This is a genomic window from Rhizobacter sp. SG703, from assembly GCF_012275445.1.
Lineage (GTDB): Bacteria > Pseudomonadota > Gammaproteobacteria > Burkholderiales > Burkholderiaceae_C > Rhizobacter.
On sequence record NZ_JAAZQK010000005.1, the window covers coordinates 440756 to 462104 of the forward strand.

Genomic DNA, 21349 nt, shown 5'->3' on the forward strand with positions numbered 1-21349 from the left:
CCGCTGTCCGTCCGACGGGTGTCCGCGGACACGTCGGCGCCAGGGGCAATCCAGGCCAAGCCCTTGATTCCATGCAGCTTTCGCCGGCAGCGCAGGTGGGCACGGGCGTTGCAATGCATCACGCCATGAACGCTGCGAACGACGCCCCGACGATCCGCGACACCTCGGCGCAGGACCAGCCGCTGCCGGCGCGCCGCATGCGGTTCGGGCCGTGGCTGGCGATCGGCGCCGCGCTGGCGGCCCTGGTCGCGGTGGTGCTGTCGACCCCGGCCTTGCGCCACGGCTTCTCGTCCGGTTCGTCGGTCTCGGCCTCGCGGCTGGTGGTCGCGACGGTGCAACGGGGTCCGTTCGTGCGTGACATTGCGGCCGAAGGCAAGGTCGTCGCGGCGGTCAGCCCGACGCTGTATGCCGCCGGTGGGGGCGCCGCGACGCTGAAGGTGCATGCCGGCGACCGTGTCGCGCGCGGCCAGGTGCTGGCGCTGATCGACAGCCCCGAGCTGGCCGCGAAGCTGGCGCAGGAGCTGTCGAACGCCGACGCGATGAAGGCCGACGTGCTGCGTGCCGACGTCGATGCGCGGCAGCAGCGCGGCGCGCTGCAGGCGGCCTTCGACGCGGCCCGCGTCGACCACAGCAGCGCGGAGAACGACCTGGCCCGCCAGCAGAAGGCGTTCGACGCCGGCGCGGTGTCGGGCATGCAGGTCGAGCATGCGCGCGACACGCTGCAGAAGGCGCGCATTGCGCTGGAGCATGCCGAGGCCGGGCTGAAGCTGAAGGACGACAGCCTGAAGTTCGACGTGCAGGCGAAGCAGCTCGCGCATGCGCGCCAGCTGCTGATCGTGAAGGACCTGCAGCGCCAGGTCGACAGCCTGGCCGTGCGCTCGCCGGTCGAAGGACAGGTGGGGCAGTTGTTCATCGCCGAGCATGCGAACGTCGCGAAGGATGCGCAGCTGCTGTCGGTGATCGACCTGTCGGCGCTGGAGGTGCAGATGCAGGTGGCCGAGAGTTTCGCGCGCGACCTCGCGGTCGGCATGCCCGGCGAGATCAGCGGCAACGGCCACACCTGGCGCGCGGCCGTCAGCGCGGTGTCGCCGGAGGTCGTCAACAACGAGGTCGCGGCCCGCCTGCGCTTCACCGGCGGCGCCGCGGAGCAGCCGAGCCAGCTGCGCCAGAACCAGCGCCTGGCGGTGCGCGTGCTGCTCGACCGGCGCGACGACGTGCTGGCGGTGCAGCGCGGCAGCTTCATCGACGAGGCCGGCGGTGCCCATGCGTATGTGCTGCGCGACGGCGTGGCCGTCAGGACGCCGATCCGTGCCGGCGCGCGCAGCCTCGACAAGGTCGAGATCCTGGGCGGCCTGAACGTCGGCGACCGCGTGGTGGTGTCCGGCGCCGAGCTGTTCCAGGGTGTCGAGACCGTCGCGATCAGCCAATGAGCCAGCAACCCTCATCGTTTTCATCGAAGGACGTTCCATGCTGAAGATGACCGGCCTGTCCAAGGTCTACCGCACCGAAGTGATCGAGACCCATGCGCTGCGCGCGTTCAACCTCGACGTGAAGGAGGGCGAGTTCGTCGCGGTGACCGGCCCGTCCGGCTCCGGCAAGACGACGTTCCTGACGATTGCCGGCCTGCTGGAGGCCGCGACCGGCGGCAGCTACCTGCTCGACGGCATCGAGGTGGGCCAGCTCGACGACAACGCCCGTTCGCGCATCCGCAACGAGAAGATCGGCTTCATCTTCCAGGCCTTCAACCTGATCCCGGACCTGAACATCGCCGACAACGTCGAGGTGCCGTTGCGCTACCGCGGCATGAAGGGCGACGAGCGCCGCCGCCGCGTGCGCGACGCGCTGGAGCGGGTCGGCCTGGCAGCCCGGGAGCGCCATTACCCGGCCGAACTGTCGGGTGGGCAGCAGCAGCGCGTCGCGATCGCCCGTGCGCTGGCCGGCAGCCCGCGGCTGCTGCTCGCCGACGAGCCGACCGGCAACCTCGACAGCCAGATGGCGCGCAGCGTGATGGCGCTGCTGGAAGAGCTGCACCGGTCGGGCGCGACGATCGTGATGGTCACGCACGATCCGCAGTTGGCGGCGCGGGCGCAGCGGAACGTGCATGTCGTCGATGGCCAGGTGGTCGATGTGTCCGATGAGCTGCGGTTGAGTTCAGCTGCTGCGGATGAAATGGTTGGGTGAGATGGGCGCCTTTGCCGACACCGCAGCGCTTGGGGTGGGGGTGGAAAAGATGGAACGGAAGGACGAAAGGGTTGCGGCTGCTCGCGTGTTGGTCGGTCTGTTCAGTCTTTTCCCCCAACCCAAGGCGATGGTTCTTCGCGGGGGGTGGCGGGATGCGCTGGGGGCGATTTCTTCGTGCAGTCGGCCCGCCAGGGCCGACCGCCTCGGCATGAGCCCCCAGCGCATCCCGCCACGCCCCGCGACGCTCGGAACCATCGCACGAAGCATCGTCATCGCGACAGCGATCACTTCAATCCCGGCCCGGGCCGACGACCTGCTGCAGGTCTACCAGCAGGCCCGCCGCGCCGACCCGGTGCTGTCCGCCGCCGATGCGCAGCGCGGTATCGCCCGGGAAGGGGTCGTGCAAGCACGCGCCCCGTTGCTGCCGCAGGCCTCGGCCGGCGTGGCCTTCGACCGCACGCAGCCGGGTGGCGACCCGGGCGAACGCAACAGCAGCCGCTCGGCGTCCGTCACGCTGAACCAGGTGCTGGTCGACGTGGCCCGTTTGTCGCAGCTGCATGTCGCGCAGTCGCAGGCCGACGCGCAGGACGACCTGGTGCGTGCGGCCGAGCAGGCCTTGTGCGCCCGCGTCGCCCGCGCCTACTTCGACGTGCTCACCGCCGACGACGCGGTGCGGCAGGTCGAGGCCAATGAAGATGCCTACCGGCAGCAGGTCGAGCAGTCCGACCAACGCTATCGCAACGGGCTGACGGCACAGGTCGACGTGGAGCAGGCGCGGGCCTATCACGCCGCGGCGCGCGCGGCCAGCATCGATGCGCGCCAGGCGCGCGACGAGGCGCGCGAGGCGCTGTCCGAGATCACCGGGCAGCCGGCGCCGGCGCTGAACCGGCTGCAGGACGAGTTGCCGATGGCGCTGCCGGCGCCGGCCGATCCGCAGGCCTGGGTCGACGAGGCGCTGCTGCACAACCCGACGCTGTCGGCGCAGCGCCATGTGCTGGAGGCGTCCGACCAGGACATCGCCGCGGCGCGCGCCGCGCACCTGCCGACGCTCGGCGCCAACCTCGGCCTCGGCCGCGCCGCGGCTTGGCCGACGCCGGCCAGCAACACCGATGGCCGCAACGTCGCGAGCGTCGGCATCGTTCTCAACGTGCCGCTGTTCGCCGGCGGGGCCACGCAGTCGCGGCTGCGCCAGGCCTTGCACCAGCAGGACGCCGCGCGCGACGACTACGAGCTGCGCCGCCGGCGCGTCGCGCGCGAGACGCTGGAGCAGTACCGCAGCATCGCGGCCGGCATCGGGCGCATCGGCGCGACGCGCGCGGCGGTCGAATCGGCCGGCCGCGCGCTCGCGTCCACCCGCATCGGGCAGGAGCTCGGCACGCAGACGATGACCGACCTGCTGCTCGCGATCCAGACCCAGGCCTCCGCGCAGGCCTCGTACTCGCAGGCGCGCCACCAGTTCGTACTGAGCCGGCTGCTGCTGCTGCAGGCGGCCGGCCGCATCGACGAGGCCGACCTCGCGGCCGTCAACACCTTGCTGAAACAGGAGACCCCGTGATGCTTGGCTACCACCTCGACCTGGCGCTGCGCAGCTTCCGGCGCAGCCCCGCGCTGACCGCGCTGATGGTGCTCGCGATCGCGCTCGGCATCGGCGCCAGCATGACGACGCTGACGGTGTTCCACGTGCTGTCGGGCGACCCGATTCCCGGCAAGAGCGACCGGCTGTTCTACGTGCAGCTCGATGCCAACGAACCCGGCGCGGCGCCGCCGGGCGCCGAACCGCTCGAGCAGCTGACCCGCTTCGATGCCGAGGCGCTGCTGCGCGAGCACCGCGGCGAACGCCAGGTGATGATGACCGGCGGCTCGGTCGCGGTGCAGCCGGCCCAGGCCGACCGGCCGCCGTTCTTCGCGAGCGCCCGCTACACCACCGCCGACTTCTTCCCGATGTTCGAGACGCCGTGGCGCTACGGCCATGGCTGGGAGGCGGCGGACGACGCGGCCGGGGCGCGCATCGCGGTGATCTCGCACGAGCTGAACCAGAAGCTGTTCGACGGGGCCGACAGCACCGGCCGCCTGCTGCGCGCCGGCGACCGCGACCTGCGCATCGTCGGCGTGCTCGCGCCGTGGCGCCCGGTGCCGCACTACTACGACCTGTTCGCCGGCCGCTACGCGAAGACCGAACAGGTCTTCACGCCGCTGTCGACCGCGCTGCAGGCCAGGCTGCCGATCTCCGGCAGCCTGACCTGCTGGGGCAACCGCACCACGGCCGATCCACGCGCCGTCAACGCGCCCTGCGCCTGGCTGCAGTACTGGGTGCAGATGCCGTCGGCGGCCGATGCGCCGGCGCTGCGGCAGTACCTCACCGCCTACTCCGAACAGCAGCGCGCGGCCGGCCGCTTCGAGCGGCCGAGCAACGTGCGCCTGCGCAACGTCACCGAGCGCATGGAATTCAAGCACGTCGTGCCCGGCGACGTGCACCTGCAGCTGTGGCTCGCGTTCGGCTTCCTGCTGGTCTGCCTGACCAACACCGTCGGGCTGCTGCTCGCCAAGTGCATGCGCCGCGCGCCGGAGATCGCGGTGCGGCGCGCGCTCGGCGCGACGCGGCGCGCCATCTTCGGGCAGTTCCTGGTCGAGGCCGGCAGCATCGGCGTCGTCGGCGGCGTGCTCGGGCTCGGCCTCGCGTTGCTCGGGCTGTGGGGCGTGCGGCAGAACCCGGCCAGCTACGCGCAGCTCGCGTACCTCGATGCCCCGATGCTCGCCACCACGCTGGTGCTCGCGCTGGTCGCGAGCCTCGCTGCCGGGCTGCTGCCGGCCTGGCGCGCCTGCCAGGTGGCACCGGCGCTGCAGCTCAAGTCGCAATGAACGAAGCCAAGACGAACCCGAGGAGAACGCGATGATGGACCTCCGACCGATCTTGTCGACGCTGCGCCGCCACAAGACCGCCGCCGCGCTGATCGTGCTCGAGGTCGCGCTCAGCTGCGCGATCGTCAGCAATGCGCTGTTCCTGATCGGCGAGCGGCTGGAGCGCATGCAGGCGCCCACCGGGCTGGCCGAGGCCGAGCTGCTGCACATCCGGCTCAACGACATCGCGCGCCGCGACAACGCCGAGGCGCTGACCCGGCGCGACCTGGCCACGCTGCGCGCGCTGCCGGGCGTCCGGTCGGCCACCAGCGTCAACCACGTGCCGTTCGGCAACGGCTCGTCCGACAGCGGCGTCAGCCTGTCGTTCGAGCAGCAGACGCCGACCCTCACCGCGGCGCTGTACCTGGTCGGCGAGAACGCGCTCGCGACGCTCGGCCTGAAGCTGGTCGAGGGCCGCGATTTCCTGCCCGAGGAAGTGCAGCCGGCCTCGGCGCTGGAGGCCGAGGAGCCGAAGGTGCCGGCGGTGATCGTCGACCGCGGCACCGCGGCGCGCCTGTTCCCCGACGGCAGCGCGGTCGGCCGCTCGCTGTACGTGTTCGGCCCGTCGCCGATGCGCGTGGTCGGCGTGGTCGAGCACATGGCGATCCCGCAGCCGAACGGTCCGCGCGGCGCCTACCTGACGCTGCTGCCGGTGCAGCCGGTCTACAACGACGGCAACTACCTGGTGCGCGTGGCCGACCCGGCCCAGCGCGAGCGGCTGCTGAAGGACGCGGTCGCCGCGCTGCAGGCGGTCGACAGCCAGCGCATCGTGATGGAGCGCCAGACCTTCGACGACCTGCGCCACGAGTATTTCCGCCAGGACCGCTGGATGGCGGTGCTGCTGGTCGCGGTGTGCATCGCGCTGCTGGTGGTCACCGCGTTCGGCATCGTCGGGCTGGCCAGTTTCTGGGTGCAGCAGCGCACCCGCATGATCGGCGTGCGGCGCGCGCTCGGCGCGTCGCGGGTGCAGATCCTGCGCTACTTCCAGGCCGAGAACTTCCTGCTGACGACGATCGGCATCGTGCTCGGCATGACGGCCGCGTACGGCGTCAATGCGCTGCTGATGCGCCTGTACGAGCTGCCGCAGCTGCCCTGGGTGTGCCTGCCGATCGGCGCGGTCACGCTGTGGGCGCTCGGGCAGGTCGCGGTGCTCGGCCCGGCGCGGCGCGCGGCCGCGTTGCCGCCGGTGGTGGTGATGCGGGGGGCGTGAGGAAAACAGCACACCACCGTTCGCCCTGAGCAGGGACTGAGCCTGTCGAAGGCCCGTCCGTCGAAGGGTTGCGTCCGAAGTAAGCTCCTCCCATGCGCCGCATCCTGATCATCGACGACAACCCCGCGGTCGGCCAGGCCCTGTCGCTGCTGCTGTCGCTGCACGACATCCAGGCCGAGGTCGCGCTGACCCCGCAGGACGGCCTGGCCGCGCTCGACCGCCGCCCGGTCGACGTCGTGATCCAGGACATGAACTTCAGTGCCGACACCACCTCCGGCGCCGAGGGCGCGGCGCTGTTCCGCGCGATCCGCGAGCGCCAGCCCGACCTGCCGGTGATCCTGCTGACCGCCTGGACGCGGCTCGAGGCGGCCGTCGAGCTGGTGAAGGCCGGCGCGGCCGACTACCTCGCGAAGCCCTGGGACGACGCGAAGCTGGTCGCCACCGTCGAGAACCTGCTGGAGCTGTCCGAATCGACGCGCGAGGTGGCCCGCGTGCGCGACGAGCGCCGGCGCCGCCGCGACGCGCTCGCGCAGCGCCACGACCTGGGCGGCATCGTCTATGCGTCCGATGCGATGGAGCGCACGCTGGAGCTCGCCTGCCAGGTCGCTCGCTCCGAGCTGCCGGTGCTGGTCAGCGGGCCCAACGGCAGCGGCAAGGAGCGGGTCGCCGCCACCGTGCACGCGAACTCGGCGGTGCGCGACGGCCCGTTCGTCGCGGTCAACTGCGGCGCGCTGCCGTCCGAGCTGGTCGAGGCCGAGCTGTTCGGCGCCGAGAGCGGCGCCTTCACCGGCGCCGGCAAGTCGCGCGACGGCCGCTTCGACGCCGCCGACGGCGGCACGCTGTTCCTCGACGAGATCGGCACGCTGCCGCTCGCCGGCCAGGTGAAGCTGCTGCGGGTGCTCGAGACCGGGCGCTTCGAGCGCGTCGGCTCGTCGCGCACGCGCCAGGTGCGGGTGCGCGTGATCAGCGCGACCAATGCCGACCTGAAGGCGATGGTGCGCGCCGGCACCTTCCGCGAAGACCTGTACTACCGGCTCAACGTGATCGAGGTCGCGGTGCCGCCGCTCGCGCAGCGGCGCGACGACGTGCTGCCGCTGGCCGAGCACTTCCTCGCCGGCCGCGCGGTGCTCGGCGATGCGGCGCGCGCGCAGCTGCTCGCGCACGGCTGGCCGGGCAATGTGCGCGAACTGAAGAACGTGATCGAACGGGCCGCGCTGCTGGCACGCGGCGGGCCGGTCACGCCGGACCTGCTCGGCCTGCCGCCGGCCGACCCCGCGCCGGCGCGCAACCTCGACGAGCCGAGCCGCGACACGGTGGTGGCGGCACTGGCGCGTGCCGACGGCGTCGTCAGCCGCGCCGCCGCGGCGCTCGGGCTGTCGCGCCAGGCGCTGTACCGGCGCATGGAACGCTACGGGCTCGAGGCCTGAGCCCGGCATGCGCGCATCGAGCCTGCGTGCGCGGTTGCTGCTGGCGCTCGTCGCCGCGCTCGTCATGGGTGCCGCGCTGCATGCCGCGGTGATGGCCGCGCTGGCCCGATGGGGCGGCCACGCGGCGCTGCTGGCCGGGGCCGCCGCGGTGCTGGCGGTGGTGCTGGCGGCCTGGGGGTCGGCGCGGCTGGTCGCGCCGCTGAAGCGCCTGCTGCGCTCGCTGGAGAGCGCGGTGCTGAGCTACCGCGACGGCGACTTCAGCGTGTCGATCAGCGACGACCACGGCGGCGAACTCGGTGCGCTGGTCGGGCACCACAACGCGCTCGGCCATGCCTTGCGCGACCAGCGCCAGCACCTGGCGCAGCGCGAGCTGCTGCTCGACACCGTCGTGCAGAACACGCCGGTCGCGCTGGTGCTGACCGACCTGCGGCAGCGCGTGGCCTATGCCAACATCGCCGCGCGCCAGCTGCTGGGCGAGGGTCGCAGCCTGGAGGGCAGCGATTTCGGCGCGCTGCTCGCGACGCTGCCGCCGGCGCTCGCGCGGGCGGTGGAGGAGGGCACCGATGCGCTGTTCAGCGTCACGCTCGACGGCAGCGACGAGACCTTCCACCTGTCGCAGCGCCAGTTCCGGCTGCAGGGCCGGCCGCACCGGCTGCTGCTGTTCCGGCGCATGACGCGCGAGCTGTCGCGGCAGGAGGTGGCGACCTGGAAGCGCGTGATCCGCGTCATCAGCCACGAGCTGAACAACTCGCTGGCGCCGATCTCGTCGCTCGCCCACAGCGGCGCCGAGCTGGCGCGGCGCGGCGATGTGCAGCGGCTGCCGGAGGTGTTCGCGGCGATCGGCGAGCGCGCGCGGCACCTGCACGGCTTCCTCGACGGCTATGCGCGTTTCGCGAAGCTGCCGGCGCCGCGGCCGGGCCGGGTCGAGTGGGCGCCGTTCCTCGACGCGCTGGCGGCGCAGTACCCGTTCACGCGCGCCGGCGACGTGCCGGCGCGGGCCGGCGTGTTCGATGCGGCGCAGGTCGAGCAGGCGCTGATCAACCTGCTGAAGAACGCGCACGAATCCGGCGGGCCGGCCGAGGGTGTCACGTTGTGGATCACCGACACCGGCACGGAGATTCGCTTCGAAGTGGCCGATCGCGGCCCCGGCATGAGCGACACGGTGCTGGCGCAGGCCTTGCTGCCGTTCTATTCGACCAAGCGGGCCGGCACCGGGCTCGGCCTGGCGCTGGCCCGCGAGATCGCCGAGGCGCACGGCGGCCGCATCGCGCTCGCGAACCGGCCGGACGGCGGGCTGCGCGTGGCGATCACCGTGCCCCGTGGCCCGGATGCCAATCCGGGGATTCCGGACCGTTGATCCCCCGGGTTGCCACCCGGGCTACTTGGTGCCGAACAGCCGATCGCCGGCATCCCCGAGCCCCGGCACGATGTAGCCGTGCTCGTCCAGCTGCCGGTCGATCGCCGCGGTGTACACCGGCACGTCCGGGTGCGCCGACTGGAAGTGCTGCAGCCCCTCCGGCGCCGCCAGCAGGCACACGAAGCGGATCGACTTCGGCCGCGTCTCCTTCAGCCGGTCGACCGCCGCGACCGCCGAATTGCCGGTCGCCAGCATCGGGTCCAGCACGATCGCGTCGCGCTCGTGCATGTCGGCCGGCATCTTGAAGTAGTACTCCACCGCCACCAGCGTCTTCGGGTCGCGGTACAGCCCGATGTGGCCGATGCGCGCGCCCGGCACCACGTTCAGCATGCCGTCGAGGAAGCCGGCGCCGGCCCGCATGATGCTGACGAACACCGTCTTCTTGCCGTCGATCACCGGCGCCTGCATCGTCTCGAGCGGCGTCTCGATCTCGATCATCTGCGTCGGCATGTCGCGCGTGACCTCGTAGGCCATCAGCATGCTGATCTCGCCCAGCAGCCGCCGGAAGCTGTTGGTGCTGCGGTCCTTCTGGCGCATCAACGTCAGCTTGTGCTGGATCAGCGGGTGGACGATGTGGTGAACGGGTGCGGTCATGGGCTTTCCTCGGGTGCGTCGGCTGCGTCAGTTATATCGGCTCCCGCTGCAGCGAACCAGCATTTCGTCACGCCCGCGCCCGGCTGCCCCGCTCAAGTCGCCGGCCGGGCCGGTCGAAAAACAGGCGTCACTCCGCCCACGAGCCCTGCATGCGTGTCCCTGTCCCGTTGCGCCGTGTCGCCCGCCGCCTGGCCGGGCCGCTGCTGGCGATGCTGCTTCCGCTGGCGGCGGCACAGCCGCTGCGCATCGTCACCGAGGAACTGCCGCCGTACAACATGACGGTGAACGGCCAGGTCACCGGCCTCGGCACCGAGGTCGTGCAGGCGGTGCTGAAGGAGGCCGGCCTCGCCGGCACGCCGATCCAGGTGATGCCGTGGGCACGCGCCTACGACATCGCGCTGAACCAGGAGAACGTGCTGATCTACTCGATCACCCGCACGCCGCAGCGCGAGAAGCGCTTCAAGTGGGTCGGGGTGATCGCGCCGACCCGCTGGTACCTGTTCTCGCTGAGCGGCCGCGCGCCGCCGGTCAGGACGCTGGACGATGCGCGCCGCTTCCAGACCGCCACCGTCAATGAAGACGCCGGCGAGCAGTACCTGGTCGCCAACGGCTTCCAGATCGGCCAGAACCTGCAGTCGAGCAACCGCTACGAGCTGAACTACGAGAAGCTGAAGGGCGGCCGCGTCGACCTGTGGATCGCCAACGAGCTGAACGCCACCTGGCTGGTGCGGCAGGCCGGCGACGACCCGGCGCGCATGGTGCAGCGCACGCTCGCGCTGCCCGACCTCGGCAGCGAAGGCGGGCTCGACATGGCCTTCAGCCTGAAGACGCCGGACGAGGTGGTCGAGCGCTTCCGCAAGGGGCTGGAGACGATCCGCCGCAACGGCACCTATGAGAGCCTCCAGCGCAAGTGGCTCTGACGGCGGGCTGAACGGCTCGCTCGGTCGCCAGCTGGTGCTGGCGACGCTCGCGTTCGGCATCGTCTTCACGCTGGCCGCGGTGGCGCTGCGCACCTGGTCGGCCTGGCAGGCCAACCTGTCGGCGATGACCGCCGAGCTGACGCTGATCGACCAGGTGTTCCAGCGCACGCTCGCGAAAGCCATCTGGGAGATGGACCGCGATGCGCTGCAGACCCATGTGAACGGCGTTGCGCAGGTCAGCCCGGTCGGCCGCGTCGAGCTGCGGCTGCTGCAGAACGGCCGCACCACCGAGCAGATGGCGCAGCAGCGCGACGGCGCGCAGCCGTCGACCCGCGCGCCGGTGCTGCACCGCAGGCTGAGCTACGAACCCTACCCCGGCGCGAGCGAGGTGGTCGGCGAGCTGACGCTCGAAGGCGACGAGCGCGTGCTGTGGCAGCGGTTGCGCGGCGAGCTGGCCGGCATCGTGCTGACGCAGCTGGTCCAGTCGCTGCTGCTGGCCGGGCTGGTGATGTGGGTCTTCAACCGCACCGTCACCGTGCACGTGCGGCGCATGGCGCGCCACCTCGACGAGCTGACGCCGCAGACGCTGGACCACCGGCTGGTGCTCGATCGCGCACCGGGCCGGCGCGACGAGCTGAGCCTGCTGGAGTCGGGCGTCAACCAGCTGCAGGGCAACCTGTCGGACTACCTGGCGCGCCAGCGCCGCGACGAGCGCGACCTGGCGGCGCACCGCGACCGGCTGGCCGAGCTGGTCGACGAGCAGACCGCCGAGCTGCGCGCCGCCAATGCGCAGCTGGAAGCGCTGTCGCGCAGCGACCCGCTGACGGGCCTGGCGAACCGGCGCCACTTCGACGAGGTGAAGGACGTCGAGTTCCGCCGCGCGCAGCGCCTGAACCAGCCGCTGTCGGTGCTGCTGTGCGACGTCGATTTCTTCAAGCGCTACAACGACACCTACGGCCATGCGCTCGGCGACGACTGCCTGCGCCTGATCGCGCAGACGCTGCGCGAGACCTTCGGCCGCGCCGGCGAGCTGGCCGCGCGCATCGGCGGCGAGGAGTTCGCGGTGCTGCTGCCGGCGGTCGATGCCGGCCAGGCGCATGCCGCGGCCGAGCGGCTGCGCGAGGCGCTGGCCGACCGCGACATCGCGCACGGCGCGTCGCAGGTGGCCTCGCGCGTGACGCTGAGCATCGGCGTCGCGCAGTTCGACCCGTTGACGATGGACCGCTTCGACGCGCTGCTGCAGCGTGCCGACCAGGCGCTGTACCGCGCGAAGCGACAAGGCCGCGACCGGGTGGCCGCCTGATCCGAAGGAGGAAGACCATGCGCTTTGCCCGTTGTCTTGCAGGCCTCGTCCTGGCGCTCACGCTGGTGGGCGCCCAGGCCCAGGCGATCCGCGGCGTCACCGAGGAGTCCGGCTACACCTGGCTGAGCGCCGGCCGGGTGCTCGGCCCGGCCAGCGAGGTGGTGGCCGCGACGATGCAGCGCGCCGGCTTCGCCGACTACCGCGTCGGCATCTACCCGTGGGCGCGCGCCTACGACATGGCGCTGCAGGAACCGAACGTGCTGATCTTCATGATCGCCCGCACGCCGCAGCGCGAGGACAAGTTCAAGTGGGCCGGCGAGTTCATGCGCATCGAGTACCACCTGTACAAGCTGCGCAGCAGCACCGAGGTGGTGGTGCGCACGCTGCAGGACGCCAGGGCCTACAGCATCGGCGTGGTGCGCGACGACGTGCGCCAGCAGTACCTGCAGTCCCAGGGCTTCACGCGGTTGGTGGTGTCGGCGCAGAACGGCGACAACTTCCGCAAGCTGCTGCACCGCCAGGTGCAGCTGGTGCCGATGCCCGAGCGCGACGCGCGCCAGCTGTGCGACGAGTCGCACATCGATTGCGCGATGCTGGAGAAGGTCTACACGCTGGACACGCTGTCGACCGGGCTGTTCATGGCCTACAGCAAGGCGACGCCCGACGACGTGGTGCTGCGCACGCGCGCGGCGTTCGAGAAGCTGAAGGCCGACGGCACGCTGGCGCGGCTGATGGCGGCGCCGGGGCGCTGAGCCCGGCCGCTCGCCGGCGGCTCAGGCGCCGGTGCCCGGCAGCGCGAGCAGTTCGCCGACCGCGTTCAGCACGCGCGGATTCCACACCATGCCGATGTGGCTGCTGTCGACTTCGAGGTCGCGCACCAGGCCTGTCGCGTGCTCCTGCGCGCCGTGGATGCAGGTCTGCCACGCGACGATGCCGTCGTTGCGGCTGTAGATGGACGCGGTGGGCACCGGCGGCGGCGTGCGCAGCCGGCGGCTCATCGCGGCGTCGAGCCGGGCCGGCGCGCCGTTCAGCAGGCGGTACAGCCAGCCGACGTGGCTGTGGTCGGCCTCGGCGTTGAACGGCGTGCCGATCGTGATCACGCGGCGCACCTGCGGTGCGAGCAGCTTGCCGAGTTCGCGGGCGTACAGGCCGCCGAGGCTCCAGCCGACCAGCGTCGCGCGGCCCTCGTGCCGTTCCAGCAGGGCCCGCACATGGTCGGCAAGGTCCGCCATCCAGGCGTCGACGTCGCCGCGCGGGCCGACGTTCAGGCCGCGCCCCCAGTCGAACGCGGTATAGCCGAGCGCCGTGCAGTGCTCGCGCAGCGTCGCCACCGCGCTGCCGTCGGCGGCGAGGCCCGGGAAGATGACGACCGGGTGGCCGTCGCCTTTGCGCTGCACGGTCGAAAAGCCGCGGCCCAGCCGGTGCGAGGCCAGTTCGAGCGCCGCGCGCCACGGTTCGCTGACCAGCAGGCCGAGGGCCGGGCGGGAGATCGGCGCAGGGCCCAGCGCCGCGGACGGCGAGCAGGTGTCGGTGCTGGGACCCATGGGGAATGCTCCTGAGATTCGATGGTTCGAGGCTAGGGCCGCGGCACGGGCCTGCCTATCGGGCAAAAGAGGCAATCCGTGTAGGACTCCGAGGCAGTGCCGTGCAGGCGCTTCGGCGACGCGGGTCAGCCCAGCCCGTAGTCCGACCACCAGCCCATCTGCTGGTTCAGCCCGTCGGGCAGCGTGATGCGCAGCTGCTCGTGCCGGCTGCGCTGCGTGACGTACGCGATGCAGTCGTCGATCAGCTCCTTCGGCAACTGGCGCACCGCGGCGCGCTCGCAGCGCGACAGGTCGAGGTGGCCGCCGAGCCCGTCGATCCAGCGGCGCAGCGTGCGCACGACGCCGTCGGCGCCGGGCACGTCGCGGGCGTAGTCGTCGAGCAGCCGCTGCTGCAGCCGCTCCTTCGGGGTGCGCGCGGCCGCTGCAGCGGACGGCGAACGCCCGCGCGGGCCGCCGCCATCCCACAGCGACCGCCACCAGGTGATCCACAGGTAATCGCGCCAGCCGCTCATGCGCGCATCAGTAACCGCCGGGCGCCTTCGGTTCCGTGCCGGGCGGTCCGCGGGCCATCCGTCCCGGCGTGCCGCGTGAGAAGTTGCCGGGCGACTCAGCCCGCCTGCTGCCGCCCGGCGTCGCCGCGCTGCCGCAGCCAGCCGTCGATGCACTTCTGCAGCGCCACCGGATCGGCCGGCTTCACGAAGTGGTGGTCGAAGCCGGCCGCTTCGGCCCGCTCGCGGTCCTCCTGCTGGCCGTAGCCGGTCAGCGCCAGCAGCAGCGCGCCGCGCGTGCCGTCCATCGTGCGCAGCCGCGCGGCCACCTCGTAGCCGTCGAGGATCGGCAGCCCGATGTCGAGCACCACCACCTCGGGGCTGAAGTGCTCGGCGACGCTCAGCGCCTCGCGGCCGTCGGCGGCGGTGCGCACCTCGTGCCCGCCGAGCGCGAGCAGGTCGGCCACGCTGTGCGCCGCATCGTGGTTGTCGTCGACCACCAGCACGCGCGTCGGGTGCGGCGTGCCCGGCTCGGCCGCCGGTCCCCCGGCCTCGCCGCTGCGCACCAGCCCGACGCAGGGCAGCCGCAGCGTGAACACCGCGCCGCGACCGATGCCCTCGCTGGACGCCTCCAGGCTGCCGCCGTGCATCTGCGCGAGCCGCTGCGCAAGCGTCAGCCCGACGCCGAGCCCGCCCTGCGCCCGGTCCAGCGTGCGCGAGCCCTGCGTGAACAGATCGAAGATGCGCGGCAGCAGCTGCGCATCGATGCCGATGCCCTGGTCGCTGACCTGGATCACCGCGCCCTGCGGCGTCGCGCTCGCCTCCAGCGCGATCCGCGTGCCCTTCTCGCTGTACTTCGACGCGTTGTTCAGCAGGTTCGAGACGATCTGCGCCAGCCGCGCGAAATCGCCGTGCAGCCACATCGGCTCGGCCAGCGGCAGCACCTGCAGCCGCTGCTCGCGGGCGTCGATCAGCGGCTGCGCGGTCTCGACGCTCTGCAGGATCACCGCGTTCAGGTCGACCTTCTCGCGGCTCAGCACGATCTTGCCCTGGCTGATGCGGGCCACGTCGAGCAGCTCCTCGATCAGCCGCGTCATCTGCTTGAGCTGGCGCACCATGATGTCGGTGGCCCAGCCGATCTTCGGGTCGGGCGGCGCGATGCGGCGGATCACCTCCAGCGCGGTGCGGATCGGCGCCAGCGGGTTGCGCAGCTCGTGCGACAGCATCGCGAGGAACTCGTCCTTGCGCCGGCCGGCCTCCTGCAGCTGCATCTCGGCGGCGCGCCGCTCGACGATCTCGCCCTGCAGGCTGCCGTACAGGATCGCGTTCTCGAGGGCCGCCGCGGCGCGTGCGGCCAGGTCGTCGAGCACCCGCCAGTCGGGCCGCTGCAGCGCATCGTCGGTCGCCACCAGCAGCGCGCCGAGCAGCCGGTCGCCGTTGATCAGCGGCAGCGCCTGCACCGCCTGCCACGGCAGCGCGCGGGCCCGGCCCGGCCCGAAGGCGTCCGGCGCGAGCGCAGCCAGGTCGGCCGGCGCCAGCGTCACCGTGCGGCGTTCGGCCAGCGCCTGGCGCAGCGCGGCGGCCAGCGGCGGCGAGACGTCCATCAGCATGCGGCTCGCGGTGTGCCCCGGCGACGCGCACACCAGCTTCTGGCGCGCGCCGGGTTCGTCGCCCGGCAGCACCAGCGCGGCGGTGGACATCGCCGGCACCAGCAGCTCGGCCAGCGCGCGCACGCAGACCTCGGCCTGCAGCGATCCGCTGAGCACCCGGCTCGCGTCGGCCAGGAAGGCCGAGCGGCGGTCGTTGTCCTCGGCGACGCGGCGCGCGGCGTCGGCGGCCGCCACCGCCGCATGCGCATCGGCCTGCTCGCGGATCTGCCGCTGCATCGCGAACAGCCGCACGAACACCCGCACCTTGCTGCGCAGGATGTGCGGCACCACCGGCGACTGGATGTAGTCGACGGCGCCCAGCGCATAGCCGCGCTCGGTCTGCATCTCGTCGGCGTACGACGTGATGAAGATGATCGGCGTGTCGACCGAGCGCTTGTACTGCCGGATCAGCGCCGCGGTCTCGAAGCCGTCGATGTCGGGCATGTTGACGTCGAGCAGGATCACCGCGAACTCGCGCTGCAGCACCTCGCGCAGCGCCTCGCGCCCGGAGCGCACGAACACCAGGTTCTGGCCGAGTTCCTCGAGCACCGTGCCGAAGACCAGCAGCTTCTCCGGCAGGTCGTCGACGACCAAGATATTGACCCGGCTGTCCGGATCCCCCGGCGCGGTGCTCACTTGCTCAGCCAGCCGCGCAGCACGACCAGCAGGTAGGCGGTATCGACCGGCTTGGACAGGTAGTCCCAGGCCCCGGCGTCGATGCACTTCTCGCGGTCGCCCTTCATCGCCTTGGCCGTCACCGCGATCAGCGGCAGCTCCTTGCCGCGCGGCAGCCGGCGCATCTGGCGCATCGTCTCCATGCCGTCCATCTCCGGCATCATGATGTCCATCAGCACGATGTCGATGCTGGGGTCGGTCTCGACCAGCCGGATCGCGTCGCGCCCGTTCTCGGCCGACACGATCACCATGCCGTGGTTGTCCAGCACGGTGGCCAGCGCGAAGATGTTGCGCATGTCGTCGTCGACGATCAGCACCTTGCGGCCCTGCAGCCGGCGGTCGGCGTCGTGCAGCTCGCGTGCCGAGCGGCGCTCTTCTTCCGACATCGTCGCCTCGCCGCGGTGCAGGAAGAACGCCGACGCATCGAGCATGCGCTCCAGCGTGTCGGCGCGGCGCAGCGCAAACGCGCTGTGGCCGCGCTCCCAGCTCCCGCACACCGCCGGGTCGCTGCTGGCCAGCACGATCGGCAGCTGGCGCGCGAGCGGCCGCGATTCGAGCGACTCGATCACGTCCTCCGGACCGAAGTCGACCACGCTGCCGTCGGTGATCAGGCAGTCGATGCTGCCGTGCGCGATGCGCTCGCGCGCCTCGTCCACGCGGCTGGCCTGCACGATGTCGGTCTCGGTGTCGAGTGCGTCCAGGAACTGCGCGCGCGCCGGCGTGTCGGCCATCATCACCAGCAGCCGCTTGCGCCGCCGCTCGGCGAATTCGTGCAGGTGGCCGAGCGCCTCTTCCACCTGGTCGACCGACTGCAGCGGCTTGGTCAGGAAGCCGACCGCGCCGGAGCGCAGCGCGCGTTCGCGCGAGTCGTCGGTCGAGACCACGCAGACCGGGATGTGGCGCGTCGACAGGTCGGACTTCAGCCGCTCCAGGATGCGCCAGCCCTCCATGTCGGGCAGGAAGATGTCGAGCGTGATGACCGCCGGCTGGAAGTCGCGCGTCAGCGCGAGCGCGGTGGCGCCGCTGGTGCTGACCAGCCCCTTGAAGCCGACGCGCCGTGCTGCCTGCAGCAGCACGTCGGCGAAGGCCAGGTCGTTCTCGACGATCAGCAGCACCTTGTCGCCGAGCAGGATGTCGGCACGGTCGTCGTTGGCGGCGTTGTCGCCCATCTCGTCGGCGTCCGTGCCGTCGCTCACCGACACCGACACCGGCACCTCGGCGCGCGGCCGCTCCAGCATCGGCAGCACCACCTCGGTCATCACCCCCGGCGGCGTGCCGCGGCCGTGCCGCGGGTTGCGCGTCGGGCTGTAGCTCTGCGGCAGGTACAGCGTGAAGGTGCTGCCCTCGGCCGGCGCGCTGACCAGCCGGATCTCGCCGCCCAGCAGCCGTGCCAGCTCGCGGCTGATCGCGAGGCCCAGCCCGGTGCCGCCGTACTTGCGCGAGGTCGAGCCGTCGGCCTGCTGGAACGCCTCGAAGATGATCTGCTGCTTGTCCGGCGAGATGCCGATGCCGGTGTCCGACACCGAGAACGCCAGCACCTGCGACGCGCGGTTCAGGTCCTCGTTGTCGCGCGACCAGCCGCGGTCCACCACCTCCATCGTCAGCCGCACCGCGCCCTGGTGGGTGAACTTGAAGGCGTTCGACAGCAGGTTCTTGATGATCTGCTGCAGCCGCTTGACGTCGGTGACGATGGTCTTCGGCAGCGGCGCGAGCCGCACCGGCGCGCCGATCTCGAACGCCACGTGGCGCGATTCGGCGACGTGGCGGAAGCTGCGGTCCACCGAGCGCTGCAGGTCTTCCAGCCGCAGCTCCGACACGTCGACCGCGACCGTGCCCGATTCGATCTTCGACAGGTCGAGGATGTCGTTGATCAGCATCAGCAGGTCGTTGCCCGACAGGTGGATGGTCTTCGCGAACTCCACCTGGCGCGGCGTCAGGTTGCCGTCGCTGTTCTTGCACAGCTGGTCCGACAGGATCAGCAGGCTGTTCAGCGGCGTGCGCAGCTCGTGCGACATGTTGGCCAGGAACTCGGACTTGTACTTCGAGGTCAGCGCGAGCTGCTCGGCCTTTTCTTCCAGCGCCTGCCGTGCCTGCTCGACCTCCTGGTTCTTGCGCTCCACTTCCTGGTTCTGGTGCACCAGCAGCCGCGCCTTCTCCTGCAGCTCCTCGTTGGTCTGCTGCAGTTCCTGCTGGCGGCTCTGCAGCTCTTCGGCCAGCGACTGCGACTGCGTCAGCAGGTCTTCGGTGCGCATGTTCGCGCTGATCGTGTTGATCACGATGCCGATCGATTCGGTCAGCTGGTCGAGGAAGGCCTGGTGCGCCGGGTTGAAGCGCTCCAGCGAGGCCAGCTCCAGCACGCCGCGCACCTCGCCTTCGAACACGATCGGCAGCACCAGGATGTCGAGCGCCGCGCCCTCGCTGAGCCCGGTCGCGATGCGGATCGCGCTGCTCGGCACGTTGGTCACCAGGATCTTGGTCTTCTCGACCGCGCACTGGCCGACCAGGCCCTGGCCCAGGTCGACCTCCTTGCCGTGCGAGGCCTGGCCGCCCGACGCATAGCTGCCGAACAGCTTCAGCCGCGGGCCGGTGCCGCCGCCGGTCAGCACGTAGAACTCGGCCTGCTGCGCGCCGACCACCGGCGCCAGTTCCGACAGGATCAGCTGGCCCACGGTCAGCAGGTCCTTCTGGCCCTGCAGCATGCGGCTGAACTTCGCGAGGTTGGTCTTCAGCCAGTCCTGCTCGGTGTTCTTCTGCGTGGTGTCCTTCAGGTTTCGGATCATCTCGTTGATGGTGTCCTTCAGCGCGGCCACCTCGCCCTGCGCCTCCACCGTGATCGAGCGCGTCAGGTCGCCCTGCGTCACCGCGGTCGCCACCTCGGCGATCGCGCGCACCTGCGTGGTCAGGTTGGCCGCCAGCTGGTTGACGTTCTCGGTCAGGCCTTTCCAGGTGCCGGCCGCACCCGGCACCTTGGCCTGGCCGCCGAGCTTGCCTTCGACGCCGACCTCGCGCGCCACCGTGGTCACCTGGTCGGCGAAGGTCGCGAGCGTCTCGGTCATGCTGTTGATGGTCTCGGCCAGCGCGGCGATCTCGCCCTTGGCCTCCACCGTCAGCTTCTGCTGCAGGTCGCCGTTGGCCACCGCGGTCACCACCTTCGCGATGCCGCGCACCTGGCCAGTCAGGTTGCCGGCCATGAAGTTCACGTTGTCGGTCAGGTCCTTCCAGGTGCCCGACACGTCGCGCACCTGCGCCTGCCCGCCGAGCCGGCCTTCGGTGCCGACCTCGCGCGCCACCCGCGTCACCTCGGCGGCGAACGACGACAGCTGGTCGACCATCGTGTTGATGGTGGCCTTCAGCTCCAGGATCTCGCCCTTCACGTCGACCGTGATCTTCTTCGACAGGTCGCCGGCGGCCACCGCCTTCGTCACGTCGGCGATATTGCGCACCTGGCTGGTCAGGTTCGACGCCATCAGGTTCACCGAATCGGTCAGGTCCTTCCAGGTGCCGGCCACGCCCTGCACGTCGGCCTGGCCGCCCAGCTTGCCTTCGGTGCCGACCTCGCGCGCGACGCGGGTCACCTCGGCGGCGAACGAGCGCAGCTGGTCGACCATCGTGTTGATGGTGTTCTTCAGCTCCGAGATCTCGCCCTTCACGTCGACCGTGATCTTCTTCGACAGGTCGCCGGCGGCCACCGCGGTCGTCACCTCGGCGATGTTGCGCACCTGGCTGGTCAGGTTGCCGGCCATGAAGTTCACCGACTCGGTCAGGTCCTTCCAGGTGCCGGCCACGCCCTGCACGTCGGCCTGGCCGCCCAGGATGCCTTCGGTGCCCACTTCACGCGCCACGCGGGTCACCTCGGCCGCGAAGGATCGCAGCTGGTCGACCATCGTGTTGACGGTGTTCTTCAGCTCCAGGATCTCGCCCTTCACGTCGACCGTGATCTTCTTCGACAGGTCGCCGGCGGCCACCGCCTTCGTCACGTCGGCGATGTTGCGCACCTGGCTGGTCAGGTTGCCGGCCATCGAGTTGACCGAATCGGTCAGGTCCTTCCAGGTGCCCGACACGCCTTCGACCCGGGCCTGTCCGCCGAGCGAGCCTTCGGTGCCGACCTCGCGCGCGACGCGGGTCACTTCCGACGCGAACGAGCGCAGCTGGTCGACCATCGTGTTGATGGTGTTCTTCAGCGTCAGGAACTCGCCCTTCACGTCGACGTCGATCTTCTTCGACAGGTCGCCCTTGGCCACCGCGGTCGTCACGTCGGCGATGTTGCGCACCTGGTCGGTCAGGTTGCCGGCCATCGAGTTGACCGAGTCGGTCAGGTCCTTCCAGGTGCCGGCCACGCCCTTCACCTTGGCCTGGCCGCCCAGCATGCCTTCGGTGCCGACCTCGCGCGCCACCCGCGTCACCTCGGCCGAGAAGTTGCCGAGCTGCTCGACCATCTTGTTGATGGTCTTCGCGGTGCGCAGGAACTCGCCTTCGAGCTCGCGGCCCTCGACCTCCAGCGCCATGCTCTTGCTCAGGTCGCCCTGGGCCACCGCGCCGATCACCCGCGCGACCTCGCTGGTCGGGTGCACCAGGTCGTCGATCAGCGCATTGATCGACTCCATCGACGCGCCCCAGAAGCCGCGCGTCTCGCTGAGCACCGCGCGCTGCTTCAGCTTGCCTTCCTTGCCGACCACCTGGCGCAGCCGGCCGAGCTCGTCGGCCATCGCGGCGTTCTGCTCGACCAGGTCGTTGAAGACATCGGCCACCTTGCCGGCCAGCCCTTCCCAGTGCAGCGGCAGGCGCACGCTGGCATCGCCGCGCCGCAGTTGCGTCAACGCGGCGAGCAGGGTGACCATCTCGCGCTCCGGCGTCGCGACCTCGTTGAGTTCAAGCACATTCATGGCGGGGCTTTCCAGGCTGATTCATGCCGGCGAGACCAGGACGGCGGGTGCGAGTCGGGGCTCGCGTCATGTCTTTTTGCATACGGCGCAGGCGCAGGTGCTGCAGACTACCTCTGGTTCGGCGCGTCCTTGTGACAGACGCCGCCGAGAGCGTTTGTAG

The 21349-nt window shown here is 71.2% G+C and carries 15 protein-coding genes; 10 read left to right on the forward strand and 5 right to left on the reverse strand.

Going from position 1 to position 21349, the window contains the following annotated elements; all coding sequences use genetic code 11:
• The first annotated feature begins 125 nt into the window (after window positions 1–125).
• The 7 genes from FHT26_RS12700 to FHT26_RS12730 all read left to right on the forward strand — a co-directional run bounded on the left by FHT26_RS12700 (window position 126) and on the right by FHT26_RS12730 (window position 9073).
• Window positions 126–1430, forward strand: coding sequence for an efflux RND transporter periplasmic adaptor subunit (locus tag FHT26_RS12700; RefSeq protein ID WP_210427356.1), 1305 nt, complete (start codon window positions 126–128; stop codon window positions 1428–1430).
• A gap of 37 nt (window positions 1431–1467) precedes the next feature.
• The gene (locus tag FHT26_RS12705; RefSeq protein WP_168560477.1) at window positions 1468–2181 is read left to right on the forward strand and encodes an ABC transporter ATP-binding protein; all 714 of its coding nucleotides are present in this window, start codon (window positions 1468–1470) and stop codon (window positions 2179–2181) included.
• Between the two features lie 208 nt (window positions 2182–2389).
• On the forward strand, window positions 2390–3736 hold the full coding sequence (locus FHT26_RS12710) for a TolC family outer membrane protein (protein WP_168560478.1): 1347 nt from the start codon (window positions 2390–2392) through the stop codon (window positions 3734–3736).
• Window positions 3736–5040, forward strand: a complete 1305-nt coding sequence (locus tag FHT26_RS12715; RefSeq protein WP_168560479.1) for an ABC transporter permease — start codon at window positions 3736–3738, stop codon at window positions 5038–5040. Before FHT26_RS12710 ends, FHT26_RS12715 begins: the two co-directional genes overlap by 1 nt.
• 31 nt (window positions 5041–5071) lie before the next feature.
• Window positions 5072–6289 (forward strand): ABC transporter permease, encoded by a 1218-nt coding sequence (locus tag FHT26_RS12720; protein ID WP_210427357.1) that lies wholly within the window; start codon window positions 5072–5074, stop codon window positions 6287–6289.
• 92 nt (window positions 6290–6381) lie between these two features.
• Complete coding sequence (locus tag FHT26_RS12725; RefSeq protein WP_168560480.1) at window positions 6382–7716, forward strand: sigma-54-dependent transcriptional regulator; 1335 nt, start codon at window positions 6382–6384, stop codon at window positions 7714–7716.
• Between the two features lie 7 nt (window positions 7717–7723).
• Window positions 7724–9073, forward strand: a complete 1350-nt coding sequence (locus tag FHT26_RS12730; protein ID WP_168560481.1) for a sensor histidine kinase — start codon at window positions 7724–7726, stop codon at window positions 9071–9073.
• Between the two features lie 21 nt (window positions 9074–9094).
• On the opposite strand, the gene upp is transcribed toward FHT26_RS12730, so the two are convergent.
• Window positions 9095–9727, reverse strand: a complete 633-nt coding sequence (gene upp / locus FHT26_RS12735) for a uracil phosphoribosyltransferase (RefSeq protein ID WP_168560482.1) — start codon at window positions 9725–9727, stop codon at window positions 9095–9097.
• A 149-nt stretch (window positions 9728–9876) separates the two neighbouring features.
• Between upp and FHT26_RS12740 the strand changes: the two genes are divergently transcribed.
• The 3 genes from FHT26_RS12740 to FHT26_RS12750 are packed head-to-tail and all read left to right on the forward strand — an operon-like array spanning window position 9877 to window position 12702.
• Window positions 9877–10647, forward strand: coding sequence for a substrate-binding periplasmic protein (locus tag FHT26_RS12740; RefSeq protein ID WP_210427358.1), 771 nt, complete (start codon window positions 9877–9879; stop codon window positions 10645–10647).
• Complete coding sequence (locus FHT26_RS12745) at window positions 10619–11950, forward strand: diguanylate cyclase (RefSeq protein WP_168560483.1); 1332 nt, start codon at window positions 10619–10621, stop codon at window positions 11948–11950. Before FHT26_RS12740 ends, FHT26_RS12745 begins: the two co-directional genes overlap by 29 nt.
• Before the next feature lie 17 nt (window positions 11951–11967).
• Window positions 11968–12702 carry a substrate-binding periplasmic protein gene (locus tag FHT26_RS12750; RefSeq protein WP_168560484.1) on the forward strand — a complete coding sequence of 245 codons (735 nt, stop codon included), beginning with the start codon at window positions 11968–11970 and terminating at the stop codon, window positions 12700–12702.
• A 21-nt stretch (window positions 12703–12723) separates the two neighbouring features.
• Here the strand turns inward: FHT26_RS12750 and FHT26_RS12755 are convergent, their stop codons facing one another.
• The 4 genes from FHT26_RS12755 to FHT26_RS12770 all read right to left on the reverse strand — a co-directional run bounded on the left by FHT26_RS12755 (window position 12724) and on the right by FHT26_RS12770 (window position 21189).
• Window positions 12724–13494, reverse strand: a complete 771-nt coding sequence (locus tag FHT26_RS12755) for an alpha/beta fold hydrolase (protein ID WP_168560485.1) — start codon at window positions 13492–13494, stop codon at window positions 12724–12726.
• Window positions 13495–13619: 125 nt separating this feature from the next.
• The gene (locus FHT26_RS12760; RefSeq protein WP_168560486.1) at window positions 13620–14006 is read right to left on the reverse strand and encodes a hypothetical protein; all 387 of its coding nucleotides are present in this window, start codon (window positions 14004–14006) and stop codon (window positions 13620–13622) included.
• 95 nt (window positions 14007–14101) lie between these two features.
• On the reverse strand, window positions 14102–16267 hold the full coding sequence (locus FHT26_RS12765) for a response regulator (protein WP_168560487.1): 2166 nt from the start codon (window positions 16265–16267) through the stop codon (window positions 14102–14104).
• Entirely contained in the window at window positions 16264–21189 is a 4926-nt protein-coding gene (locus tag FHT26_RS12770) for a HAMP domain-containing protein (protein WP_168560488.1), read from the reverse strand. Before FHT26_RS12770 ends, FHT26_RS12765 begins: the two co-directional genes overlap by 4 nt.
• Between the last annotated feature and the right edge of the window lie 160 nt (window positions 21190–21349).